The organism is Cyanobium sp. BA20m-14, from assembly GCF_024346295.1.
On the sequence record NZ_JAGQCR010000078.1, the window covers coordinates 1 to 12356 of the forward strand.

The 12356-nt window shown below is 59.7% G+C and carries 9 protein-coding genes and 1 pseudogene; 5 read left to right on the top strand and 5 right to left on the bottom strand.

The window, feature by feature from the left end:
* Positions 1-2105 (bottom strand): glycogen/starch/alpha-glucan phosphorylase (locus KBZ07_RS08940; protein WP_254931283.1); only part of this gene is annotated, 2105 nt, incomplete at its 3' end.
* A 177-nt stretch (positions 2106-2282) separates the two neighbouring features.
* Between KBZ07_RS08940 and KBZ07_RS08945 the strand changes: the two genes are divergently transcribed.
* On the top strand, positions 2283-4451 hold the full coding sequence (locus KBZ07_RS08945) for a glutamine synthetase III (protein WP_254931284.1): 2169 nt from the start codon (positions 2283-2285) through the stop codon (positions 4449-4451).
* A gap of 19 nt (positions 4452-4470) precedes the next feature.
* Here the strand turns inward: KBZ07_RS08945 and KBZ07_RS08950 are convergent, their stop codons facing one another.
* Entirely contained in the window at positions 4471-5184 is a 714-nt protein-coding gene (locus KBZ07_RS08950; protein ID WP_254931285.1) for a hypothetical protein, read from the bottom strand.
* A gap of 493 nt (positions 5185-5677) precedes the next feature.
* A complete protein-coding gene (locus tag KBZ07_RS08955; protein WP_254931286.1) occupies positions 5678-5869 on the bottom strand; it encodes a hypothetical protein in 192 nt (63 codons plus the stop codon).
* Positions 5870-6209: 340 nt separating this feature from the next.
* Between KBZ07_RS08955 and KBZ07_RS08960 the strand changes: the two genes are divergently transcribed.
* Entirely contained in the window at positions 6210-6647 is a 438-nt protein-coding gene (locus KBZ07_RS08960; RefSeq protein ID WP_254931287.1) for a hypothetical protein, read from the top strand.
* Between the two features lie 138 nt (positions 6648-6785).
* Here the strand turns inward: KBZ07_RS08960 and KBZ07_RS08965 are convergent, their stop codons facing one another.
* Entirely contained in the window at positions 6786-7631 is an 846-nt protein-coding gene (locus KBZ07_RS08965; RefSeq protein ID WP_254931288.1) for a glycoside hydrolase family 3 protein, read from the bottom strand.
* Between the two features lie 586 nt (positions 7632-8217).
* On the opposite strand from KBZ07_RS08965, the gene KBZ07_RS08970 reads away from it, so the two are divergent.
* The 3 genes from KBZ07_RS08970 (at position 8218) to KBZ07_RS08980 (ending at position 11860) form a co-directional block, all read left to right on the top strand.
* The gene (locus KBZ07_RS08970; RefSeq protein ID WP_254931289.1) at positions 8218-9075 is read left to right on the top strand and encodes a cupin domain-containing protein; all 858 of its coding nucleotides are present in this window, start codon (positions 8218-8220) and stop codon (positions 9073-9075) included.
* Between the two features lie 699 nt (positions 9076-9774).
* Entirely contained in the window at positions 9775-10563 is a 789-nt protein-coding gene (locus tag KBZ07_RS08975; protein ID WP_254931291.1) for a glycosyltransferase, read from the top strand.
* 1027 nt (positions 10564-11590) lie between these two features.
* Positions 11591-11860, top strand: coding sequence for a ribbon-helix-helix domain-containing protein (locus KBZ07_RS08980; RefSeq protein WP_254931290.1), 270 nt, complete (start codon positions 11591-11593; stop codon positions 11858-11860).
* Between the two features lie 275 nt (positions 11861-12135).
* Here the strand turns inward: KBZ07_RS08980 and KBZ07_RS08985 are convergent.
* Positions 12136-12356 (bottom strand): annotated as a pseudogene (locus KBZ07_RS08985) (sigma factor); the annotation flags it as partial.

The window sequence follows — 12356 nt, forward strand, 5'->3', positions numbered from 1 at the left end:
AACTCCAGGGACTGGCGCACTGCCGGGTCCTGCTCGATCCAGGGCATCGGGTGATAACCGCCGTGGCCCAGCTGCTCGATCTGCTCTGCGGTGTGGCCAAAGAGGAAGAAGTTCTCAGCCCCAACGCAATCGCGGATTTCGATGTTGGCCCCATCGAGGGTGCCAATCGTGACAGCACCATTGAGAGCCATCTTCATGTTGCCGGTGCCGGATGCCTCCTTACCAGCGGTGGAGATCTGCTCAGAGAGATCAACCGCTGGATACACCAGCTGGCCCAGGCTGACGCTGAAGTTGGGCAGGAACACCACCTTGAGGCGGCCATCCATGGCCGGATCCATGTTGACCACGTCGGCGATACCGACCAGCAGGCGGATGATCAACTTGGCCAGGGCATAGCCCGGAGCCGCCTTGCCACCGAACACAAAGGTGCGCGGCGGCAGGTCTTCACCGGCGCGGATGCGCAGATAGCGCTCAACGATCTGCAGGGCCGCCAAGTGCTGGCGCTTGTATTCGTGGATGCGCTTGACCTGCACATCAAACAGGGAGGTGTGATCAACCAGCACCCCCAGCTCGCGGCGCATGTACTGGGCGAGGCGCTGCTTGCCGAGATCCCGCACAGCCTGCCAGCGCTCCAGGAACGCAGAGTCGTCGGCAAAGGCGGCAAGACCTTGAAGCTCCTCGAGGTGGGTGCGCCAGCGATCGCCGATCGCCTCATCGAGCAGGGCCGCCAGCGGTGGGTTAGCCACCGCCAGCCAGCGCCGCGGTGTGACGCCGTTGGTGACATTGGTGAACCGCTCCGGCCAGATCCGGGCCAGATCAGCAAACAGGTGCTGCTTAAGCAAGGTGCTGTGCAGCTCGGCCACGCCGTTGACGTGGTGGCTGCCCACCACCGCCAAGTGGGCCATGCGCACCCGGCGCTGCGGGCCCTCCTCAATTAAGGAAATGCGCTGCAGGATTTGGGAATCGCCGGGATAGCGAATCCGGGCCATGCGCAGGAAGCGGGTGTTGATCTCGTAGATGATCTCGAGCTGGCGGGGCAGCAACTGCTCAAACAGCTCCACGCCCCAGGTTTCCAGGGCCTCGGGCAGCAGGGTGTGATTGGTGTAACTGATGCTGGCGGTGGTGATCGACCAAGCGGTATCCCAATCGATGCCGTACTCGTCCATCAGCAGCCGCATCAACTCAGCCACGGCGATGGCTGGATGGGTGTCGTTCAGCTGCAGCGCAAACTTGCGGTGGAAGTCGGTAACCTCCAGCCCCTGGCCCCGCAGGATGCGGAACATGTCCTGCAGGGAGCAGCTGACGAAGAAGATCTGCTGGGAGAGACGCAGTCGCTTGCCCTGGTCCAGCTCGTCGTTGGGGTAGAGGACCGTTGAAAGGGTCTCCGCCTGCATTTTGCGCAGCACCGCCCTGGTGTAATCGCCGGCGTTAAAGGAAGCGAAGTCGAAGGCCTCGGGAGCCACCGCCGACCAGAGCCGCAGGGTATTGGCGGTGTTTACGCCATAGCCCAGGATTGGGGTGTCGTAGGCGACGCCGATCACGGTTTGTTCACCTATCTGCACCGGATAGCTCCACTCCGGCCGGATCACCTCCCAGGGATTGCCATGGGCCAGCCAGGGATCGGTGCTCTCCACCTGGCCGTGGGGGGTGATCTGCTGGCGGAAGATGCCGAACTCGTAGCGGATGCCGTAGCCGATCGCTGGCAGCTCCAGCGTCGCCATCGACTCCTGGAAGCAGGCGGCCAGTCGCCCTAAGCCACCATTACCAAGACCGGGTTCGGGCTCCTCGGCGATCAGCTCCTCAAGGCTCAAGCCCAAGCTGGCGCAGGCCTCCCGGGCTGCCTCCACCAAACCCAGATTCACCAGGTTGTTTTCCAGGTGCGGGCCCAGTAGGTATTCCGCCGACAGGTAGGTGGCCGTGCGGACATGCTCGCGGGTGTAAGTGTCGGCGGTGTCGACCCAGTTTTTGAGCAAGCGATCACGCACCGCCAAAGCCAGGCAGCGGTAATGGTCATGGCTGGTGGCCAGGGAGCTGGACTTGGCCTGACTGAAGAAGAGATGCCCTTGCATCGACTCCTTCAGAGCCTGGCTATCGGCTGAGGCCATCCCTGACTACCTGGAAAGTAAAAGTCTGGGGCTGGCGACTCAAATTCGCAGCAGCGTGGTCACGGTTACCGCACACGCCAAGCCAGGCCCAATCGCGCCGCTGGTATCAACCGCAGCAAAGTTTGAAGGGGGGAACAGCTTTGTGTAGGTGAATTGACGTTCAGTGGCGAACTCCCCATGCCCTCCCAACCACGCCTTCAAGCCCTCGAAAAGATTCTCAGCCGCCCCGCCGCCCCTACAGCTCCGATTCAGCCCCTCGATGAGCTCTGGGCTAGCGACGTATTCACCCTCGACAAGATGAAGGCGGCGCTGCCGAAGGAGATCTTCAAATCGGTGCAGCGCACCATCAAGGAGGGCAGCAAGCTCGACGTGTCGGTGGCAAACATTGTAGCCCAGGCGATGAAGGAGTGGGCCACCGCCCGAGGTGCCCTGTATTACTCCCACGTTTTTTATCCGCTCACCAACTCCACTGCAGAGAAGCACGACGGCTTCATCTCACCCCAGGGCGACGGCACGGTCTTCACCGAATTCACCGGCAAGGTGCTGGTGCAGGGCGAGCCCGACGGCTCCTCCTTTCCCAATGGCGGTATCCGCTCCACCTTTGAAGCTCGCGGCTACACCGCCTGGGATATCACCAGCCCCGCCTGGCTGATGGAGACGCCCAACGGTGTCACCCTCTGCATCCCCACCGTCTTCGTCTCGTGGACCGGCGAGGCCCTCGACAAAAAAACCCCCCTGCTGCGCTCGATCGCAGCCGTAAACAAACAGGCCCACAGGCTGCTCAGCCTGCTGGGGGAAACCACCATTGCCCCGGTCAACTCCAGCTGCGGCGCCGAGCAGGAGTACTTCCTGATCGACAGCGCCTACGTGCCCCTGCGGCCAGACCTGCTGTTGGCCGGCCGCACCCTGTTCGGTCGCCCCTCCGCCAAGGGCCAACAGTTTGACGACCACTACTTCGGCGCCATCCCGGAGCGGGTGCAGGTGTTCATGCAGGAGGTGGAGCGGCAGATGTACCGCCTGGGGATTCCGGCCAAAACCCGCCACAACGAGGTGGCCCCATCGCAGTTTGAGATTGCGCCTTTCTTCGAGGCCGCCAACGTGGCTACCGACCACCAGCAGCTCACCATGACCCTGCTGCGCAGCACAGCGAAGAAACATGGTCTGGCCTGCCTGCTGCACGAGAAGCCCTTCGCTGGCATCAACGGCTCTGGCAAGCACGTCAACTGGTCGATCGGCAACGCCACCCAGGGGAACCTGCTCGATCCGGGCAAGACGCCCCATAAAAACCTGCAGTTTCTGATGTTCTGCGGAGCGGTGATCCGCGGCGTGCATATGTACGGCCCCCTGCTGCGGGCCGTGATCGCCACCGCCAGCAACGACCACCGCCTCGGAGCCAACGAAGCACCCCCGGCAATCATCTCGGTGTATCTGGGCAGCCAGCTGGAGGATGTGTTCAACCAGATCCGCGAGGGCCGACTCTCCGGCTCGGCCCTCGGCGGCGTGATGGACTTCGGGGTGGATACCTTGCCCGAATTCGACAAGGACGCCGGTGATCGCAACCGCACCTCACCCTTTGCCTTCACGGGCAACCGCTTCGAGTTTCGCGCCGTCGGCTCCAACCAATCGGTGGCTGGCCCGCTTGTGGCCCTTAACACCATCCTGGCCGATTCCCTCGCCTGGATCTCCAGCGAGCTGGAGGCAAAGCTGGGAAGTGGCTACGGCCTTGAGGAAGGGGCTCTGGCCGTGCTCAAGACCCTGATCGAACAGCATGGCGCCGTCGTGTTTGGCGGCAACGGCTATTCCGATGAGTGGCACCGCATGGCAGTGGAGGAGCGGGGCCTGGAAAACCTGCGCACTACCGCCGATGCCCTGCCGGTGTTGGAGCGCCAATCAATGCGCGAGCTGTTCGAGCGCACCGGCGTGCTCTCGGCTGTCGAGCTGCAGAGCCGCTTCGAGGTTTACGCCGAGCAGTACATCCTGGCGATCGATGTGGAAGCGAAGCTGGCCGTCCAGATCGCCCGCACCCAGGTGTACCCGGCAGCGATCCGCTACCTCGGCGAACTAGCTGAATCCCTGCAACTGCAGAGTTCACTAGGCATCCAGGTATCGCCGGAAACCTCCAAGGAGGTGGCTGGACTGTGCCAGTCGTTGATGGACATCAGCGGCCAACTGCAAAGCGCCATCGACCATCCCCCCCACGGCACCGAAGCCCACATGCGCTACTCCGCCGACACCCTGGTGCCGTTGATGGCCGACTTGCGCGTGGCGGTTGACGGCCTGGAGGCCCTGGTCGACGACAACCTCTGGCCCCTACCCACCTACCAGGAGATGCTGTTCGTGCGTTGAGCAAGGCGGCTGCGCCCGCTCACTGCGGAAAAACGCTGATGCGAGCGCGTTCTACGTAACTGGGGTCGGCCATGGTGTCGACCTCAAAGCTGGTCCAGGTGGCACTGGGTGCGGGGCTGCGCTCAAGCAACGGCCATTCGATACGCCGGCGCTGATAGGTGAGGCCCACACAAGTAAGTGCCTGGTCATCGGCCATCAGCGACCAGAGCACGTGCACCTCGCCGCGGTCATAGGCGATAGGAAGCTCCTGCCCCCCCTGCTCTGGCAACCATCCCGGAGCGAGGGTCAGGCCAGTCTGATTTTCCCAACACAAGTAGGAGCCGTTATCGGTGGGATAAAACCAGCAGGTCTCATTGGCTGCCTCAGCCAGGGGAAAGCGATCCAGCAGCTCCACCTGCTGCACTTGCAGCCAAGAGCCTTCGGCGGGGCCCCTAACGGCGTAGACGCCGATCCACAGGGAGGGCACGTCAAACTGCGTCACCACGGCATCGCAGATCAGGGAACGCCGCTCTGGCGCTGAGCCGAGGGGATCTTCACCGGCGATGGTGGCGCAGCCACTAGCCACCAACTCATCGAGGCTGCCCTGCCATTGATCTGGCATCCGAAACAGCCTCAGACCCCGGCCGAGATCAGGACCCTGGTGGCCTTGGGCCGCAACCAGAGCCTGCCAATCAACGCCCTCTTCGGGCAACTCCTGGCCCCTGGTCAACAGAAAGGCTAGGGAGTGGAGCATGGGTGCCTGCACAGGTCAGGGGCGCAGTAAAAGCGGACCCTAGAAGCCCTGACTGTTTAAAGCGGTGTTCTTGGCTGCCGGTCAGAGCACCAACTCCACGATCACAAAGCCCACAAGGGCCGCCAGAGCCAGCAGGGATGGCACACGCATCGAATTCTGCACCGTTCAATTCTTAAGCAAATCCTAGGAGCGCTGGCTGGCCCTGGATTGGGATCGGGGAGGTCTTCACATCTCTTGCTCCTGAGAGACTGGGATCATCAGCAATTCCGCACCCCAGGCGATGCAAAGCAGCGACGGCAGCCACCGCACAGCTTTCAGCCTGATGCTGCTGGTCGTGGTGGCCATCGGCCTACACGTTTACGCCTTACGGGTAAAAGAGGTAAAACCGATTCGCCAGCTGCCAAGAACCAGTCTTAGCCCCGATGGCCAGGGGCGCTTAGCCGGGTCCCAATCCAACCGGATTCAGCGAATACTTGAAAACTGAAAGCCAGCCTCAGCGCTCGAAGGCAAGGCCCACCAAAGAACGATTGGCACCCTTGACTTGCCAGCAGCCCTTAACCGGCCTGTAGCCACAGCCACGGCCATGGGCCTGGGTGATAAGTACGCCATGGCCGCCGGGATACAAATCAAGCTGTGGATCAACCCATATCGCCACGCCACCAGCACTGAAGTTGGCGATTTTCACAGGAATTACAGGCAGCACCCTGCACTCCCACCGCAACCAGCCCTCCATGGGTTGCTCCACTGGCCAACGCTGACCCTCGCGGAGGTTGATGAACCCAGCGAGAGGCCTGTTTCGCAGGCGAAATCTGGTCGCCGATCCCATAAAACCCCCACTACGCAGGCCAGAGATGACCGATCGCGGCAAGCGCGCCTCACCTCTTCTTAAGTTTAGACCCATCTGACACTAGATAGGCCGAGGTCCCGGCAGCCTTATCAAAAGCCGCTCCAGAAGCGCAAGGCACAAAGATCTCGCCCTTAGCCAGCCATGAGCGTCGCCTAGGCCACCACGGGGCTTGCCGGCCATGGAGGACAGTGGATATATCGCGGCAGAGCTGATGCCCCAGACCATGCAAGCCAATTTGACCGGTCTGGTACCGACCCGATCGCCCAAGGCAGCCCATGGGGCGGCTGAAGAGACAAGCCAGTCCCAGCGGGGATTCGGTGGATCGGGCCAGAGCAAGTCACGACGCAAAGGGGGCAAAAAGCGCAGCCCTGCGCTGAGCAAAGCCGACTGGGGCCCTCTGGGTAAGCATCCCGATCTTGATGCGATCGTGGCGCGTCAGCGATTACACCTGCCCCTTGCCGGGCGCATCGGCGCCGACGAAGTCAACCGAGCTTGGAAGAGCGCCGCCGCCGAACACCACCCAGACCGCGGTGGCAGTCACGACACGATGCAACGGGTAAACGGGGCGCGGGATCTGCTGCTGGGCCGCAGCACCGTGGTGGAAAGGTCAGATTGAGTATGCAAATCGGATGGTGGTCCCATCGCCGATGCAATCCCCCTAGTGCTGGTGCACGGGCTGCTCGACAGCCCCGCTGTTTGCAATGCGCTTAAGCTCTGCCTGGGCAACCAGAGCCAACCGCTTTTAATCCCCGAACTACCGCTGCGGTTTGGCCTCACCCGCATCTCCGAGGCGGCGGAAGGGCATTTCCAAGTCCTGGCCGGCCCGCACCGCGGCAACGCCATCGCGCATCCCGAAGATGAAATCGGTCACCACGAAGCCCCTGAATCCCCAGCGCTGCTTGAGGATTTCGTTGAGCAGCACGGGGTGCTGGCCGCACCACTCGCCATTCACCTGGTTGTAGGCGCCCATCAGCGAGCCAGCCCCGGCCTCTACGCAGGCGCGGAAGTGGGGCAGGTCAAGCTCGTGCAGCACCCGTTCACTCACCTGCACGTCCACCAGGAAGCGGGAGCTGTCGATCGAGTTAAGGGCTAAATGCTTGACGCAGGCCACGGCGTGGCGCTGGATGCCGCGGGTCAGTGCCGCCCCCAGGCAGCCGAGCAGCACCGGATCTTCGCCATAGGTTTCCTGGGCCCGGCCCCAGCCGGGGTGGCGCAGCAGATTGACGCACACCGCCGCCAGCCAGTTGGCCCCAAAACTGCGAGCCTCGCGGGCCATGGCCACGCCGATCCGCTCCTCCAGATCCACGTCCCAGCAGGCACCGCGAGCAATCGGAGCGGGGAAGGTAGTCGCCCCGCCCTGGAGCACCACCCCCCGCGGGCCATCAACGAACTGCAGTCCGGCTAGCCCCAGGCGCGGCAACACTCCCGCTGGCCAGGGGTGCAGGTGGGAGGCGTCGCGGCTGGCAATGTCAACCATGCCGGGCCAGAAGTCGGTATTGCCCTCCAGCAGGGCAAGCTTCTCGGCAACGCTGAGCTGGGCCAGCAGCTCTTGGGCCCGGCGCTCAATCGACTGCTGATCAGTCTCTGGTGGCGCCGTCATGGCCTTTTCCCAAGCGGCATAAAAACTAGGAAGCCCGGAGCGCATGCCCCGGGCTTCTGTTGACCCAGCTGTGGTGCCTGCCCGGATGGGTGGGGCTCGGCTGGGCGCAAGTTAGATAGCAATCAGATCATGAGATCTGGGTGTCTTAAGTTGTACTGCGGAGCTGCTGACGCAAGCACCTGGGGCCAGGTGACCAGTGGGACGTCTCGATTAATCCGGGGCACCTAAGGCGGCGCAGTGGAGGCTTTTCAGCCAAGAGACGTCAGAGATCCGTCGAGAGTGTTGGAGCAGGGGCCGGATCGTCAGAGCACTCCTGGCAAATGCTCAGGGGGGGTGTCTTCCATCAGTGGAGCCTCCGAATCCCGATGTAAACATGATCTCTCCGCCAAACCAAAAAGGCAACCATCCATACCGCTGCCGCAATGGCTCTTCACCCGCGGCAATCAGACTTCATGAAGGCCGCTTCACATCTGAGTCTGGATAGGAGCCAAGATTTCAATCAGCTAGTTCGGCACCCTTGAAGAGACAATCCAGGCTGGGGCTGCTGGCCCTGGCGTTCTTGGCGGCCTGGGCTACTGGCACGGGCATGGGAAATGCGCGCGCCGATGACGGCCCAAGCGCTGCTGCCCTGGGCGTGAAGGTAGAAACCCTGATCCGCAGCGATCGCTCCTGGAATGGGGACCTACTACCCAAGCTCAACGATATCCAAGCCGAAGTAACAGTGCTGCGCGTCACTGTGCCTGCCGGAGTAACCCTGCCCCGCCATCTCCATCCGGTGATCAATGCCGGCGTGTTGCTGCAGGGAAGCTTGCGAGTCGAAAGCGACGACGGCGCCAGCCAATCCCTGCAACCAGGCCAGGCCCTAATCGAAACGGTAAACAAAATGCATCGAGGCGTAAGCCTGGGTCCTGAGCCAGCGGTGGTCGTGGTGGTTTACGTGGCGCCGAAGGGCAGCCCCATCACGGTGCCAGCCGCCTCGGCCCCCAAAGGGAATCTCAACAAGGCGGCGGACGAGATCGTCACCGTGCGGCCGCTAACAACCAGCACCAACAAGCAAAAACTAAAGCAGTTTGTGGGCATTTCCGGCGCCAACAGCGGTGCCCGTGGCCTGTCGATGAACAGGGTGGTGATTCCCCCTGGTGGGCAGGCAGCAGCGCATCGCCATGTGGGATCGGAATCAGCGATATTTCTGCTGGCAGGCCGCGTTAAAACCTTTTACGGCCCTTGCTTGGAGAGGTCAGTGATCAACCAAACGGGCGACTTTCTATTCATCCCGGCAGGCGTCATCCACATGCCGGTAAACCTCAGTGCCAGCGAGCCCGCCATTGCAATCGTGGCCCGCAACGATGCCAACGAGCAAGAGCATGTGGAGCTGCACGCCCCTCCGGATAAGGTCAAGGACGCACAACGTACACCAAACTGTGCAGCACCAGGCCACAAATAGCTATTAAGGCCTGCAGCATCGGGGGAAATGCGGCGCCGCCTTGGTGGGCGATGGGGTAAACGCCGCACCGGCCAAAGAATCAAATACTTGCAGTTGACAAGCTTGACGGCATAAGCCATTTACAAGATGGCGAATGTGAATCTATACCGGCGGGGTCAGGCCTCTGGTTAACAGGTAAACCCCTACGTACAAAAATAGAAAGATCAAAAGCAAGCCACCAACAAATAATTTCCCATCCATCGGTGGTAGCTGATTTAGTTTCCGCCATCCTATCTAAGCAGAACCGACCTCATCAGCTCATAGGAGCGGGACGAGAAGGTTAAGAGGTGCTGCTCCTCAAGCAGATAGACACGCCCAAGTCATTCTGCTGCAAATCCGAGGTAATGGTTGATAGTTCCAGTCCCTCTCCCTAAGGTGAAAATTCTCCTCAGGCAACTGAGCGTTAATTGGCTGGCTGGAGGTGTCGCTGCTGGTGCGCTGGATTCTGGCCTTGAGTCTGCCGTCCCTTCCGGCCTGCATGCCGCTGCACCAGCGAACGGTGTCCGTGTTGATACCTGCCCGAAACGAGGCAGCAACCTTGCCAAATCTACTGGCGGCCCTCAGCAACCAGGTTCTCAGGCCCGCTGAAGTGATCGTGATCGAAATGACTCCAGCGACGGTACCGCCACCATCGCCCGCCAGGGCGCTGACACGCTTGCGATCAAGGTGATTCAGCCACCTCCTCTTCCCGAAGGCTGGTGCGGCAAGACCTGGGCTCTTCACCACGGTGTGCAGGCCAGCCGGGGGGATGTTTTGATTTTTCTCGACGCCGACACCGAACCTGCCCCACGGTTCCTGCAGCGGCTGCTCGCCCAACACGAGCAGCAAGGAGGACTGGTCTCGGTACAGCCCTATCACCGCTCAGAGAAGCCTTATGAGCAGCTCTCTCTGCTCTTTAACCTGGTGGGGCTGATGGCGGTAAGGCTGGGGCCGAGCTGTGGAGTCGCCTTCGGGCCGGCGATGGTGAGCAGTCGGGCCGACTATCAGCGCGCCGGCGGCCATGTGGCAGTGGCTGACAAAGTGGTGGAGGATTGGTTCCTAGCCCATCGCTACGAGCAGCTCGGCCTGCCCGTGAGCGCCTGGCTCGGCAGCGATTCGATCGCATATCGCATGTATCCCGGCGGGTTGGCCGACATGGTGGTCGGCTTCAATACGACCGCCGCCGGAGAAGTTCGCTGGCCCTGGATGCTGGCGATGCTGCTGTGGCTTTCGGGCCTCTTCTGGGCCGCCTGGTGTCTGCCTGGCGCCTTGCTGGGCTGGCCTCTGGTGGGGACCCACGCGATCGGCCCAAATGCATTGATCTATGGCGCCTTTGCCGTGCAGTTGCTGCTGCTCAGCCGCCGGGTAGGGCGCTTCCATTGGATCAACCTGATCTTTCCGATTCCGGTGCTGTTCTTTCTAGGGGTGTTCATCCTCGCGATCTTCAAGCTCGAGCAAGGGCATGTTTAGTGGAAGGGAAGGCGATTCAATACCCGCTGAGGGGCCTTGGGAGGCGTGATCTACGGGTTGATACAACCTTGCGGGTCTGCTGAGGCAGCTCGTACAAGGTTGCTGTGGCTGCTCGATTAGTGGGTATTCAAAAGAGGGCTGATCACACATCTGCTGCCGATCCGCTGATAAAGCTGAATCCCAGCAATTTGATGAGCATCATAGAAAAAACGAGCAGTTTTAATGTGCAACCACATGACTTGACAGGGGAAGATGTCCAGCCTGGATGAGCATCCAGGCACCAAGATAATTTTAGCCAATACTTCAAACCACAACACAAGTTTTAAACCGGCAAAGGAGAAATCACGCGGCATTTCTCGCATCACTTGTCATCACCCTCATTGTTGCTGGAGCACTGCCATGGCCCATCAATAACTACATTCAGATGGACTGAAAGACGAAGCGCATCTTGAACATGACTACGGTCGCCGTGGTCGCCCCATGGATTCTCAATGTAATGGGATTAATTGACTCCATCCGCGGGATACGTTTTGGCAGGCAATAACTTCGCGTGACCGAGTATTGATTAAATCACAGCAGAGCATTCAACGAAGAAGGATCAGCAAAAGCATAACCGTGCCTATAGAGTCCTAGGCGGCCATCATGTAAGTTCGCATACTTCTTCGTCGAGCCTCCTATATCCACGGCGCCTCGCCGGCAACGAAGAGGTCGTGTCTCGAGCGCTGGCTGTAGCAATTGACTACCGAAAGTTGCGCGTACCAGTGCATTGGTCAGATACTATAGCTAGATTACTGGCCTCTTGTGTACTTAGCGATTTTTGACTAAGAGCTAACATGGGAAAAACTGCGGCGCTGTGCCTCACACCCTGCAGCAGATTACAAAAATCCGCACAAACTTGAGGCTATGGGTAGCTTAAATACTCCAAATAAGTGCAGATTCTTCCAGTGATAAACGAATATGATCATTTCACCACTCGCAAGAGTGCGGCTTCTGCTTAATTTTGCCCCCAGATCGATAAAGTACTGCAATGAACGATAAACTACGAATTCTTCAGCGCCAACCACGCAGGATCTCAATTACATTAAGCTACAATGTACACGAGGCTTTGATAAAAAGATCAGACGAAGAGGGCCGCTCTGTTTCCAACCTTTGTGCATTCCTACTTGAAGATGCTTTAAAGGATCAGAGAGATCTGATAGGCATACACGTCCGAGAAAATATAGTGGATGGGTTGGCCAGTAAAAAGTTGATGCTTAACGGTGATTCCGTGTCTAATGGATTTTCTCGACGACCGTAGAGCATGCGGCAATTCCAGCCAAGCAGCTTATGCAAGGTACAGGGCTCACTCAATTGCCCTCCTTAGCTTATTAGGTTCTCGCCACTCTACAGACTGAATATGTTGCTTTGCATTACCCGTTGATTTTGCAATATCGACAAAAGCCATTCGCTTTTCAATACAAGATCGGTGGCTAATCACTTCTTGCTCGTCAGGAGAAAGCAATCTCAGGCATTGCTGAATCTATCATTGCCCTGAATAAGCCTAATCGTAGATTGCTTAATCCCTCAACATCTATAGGTAGAAAAGCGATAGCCCCTGGTCGGATCAAATCTTTCCACGGCTCGCATAAGGCCCAAATTACCTGCCTGAACAAGATCAATCTTGCCAACTTGGTTACCCCTAATTCGAAATCCATATTGCTTGACAACACTAACAATGAGCCTAAGGTTACAATTCATTATCCGGACGAAAGCACGGCGCCCCCTTCGCTGTTTGACACTCGCGAGGTTGTCAA

Coding starts and splice junctions, on each gene's coding strand:
- KBZ07_RS08945 (WP_254931284.1), top strand. CDS start 2,283: ATGCCCTCCCAACCACGCCTTCAAGCCCTCGAAAAGATTCTCAGCCGC.
- KBZ07_RS08950 (WP_254931285.1), bottom strand. CDS start 5,184: ATGCTCCACTCCCTAGCCTTTCTGTTGACCAGGGGCCAGGAGTTGCCC.
- KBZ07_RS08960 (WP_254931287.1), top strand. CDS start 6,210: ATGGAGGACAGTGGATATATCGCGGCAGAGCTGATGCCCCAGACCATG.
- KBZ07_RS08965 (WP_254931288.1), bottom strand. CDS start 7,631: ATGACGGCGCCACCAGAGACTGATCAGCAGTCGATTGAGCGCCGGGCC.
- KBZ07_RS08970 (WP_254931289.1), top strand. CDS start 8,218: ATGGGAAATGCGCGCGCCGATGACGGCCCAAGCGCTGCTGCCCTGGGC.
- KBZ07_RS08980 (WP_254931290.1), top strand. CDS start 11,591: ATGAACGATAAACTACGAATTCTTCAGCGCCAACCACGCAGGATCTCA.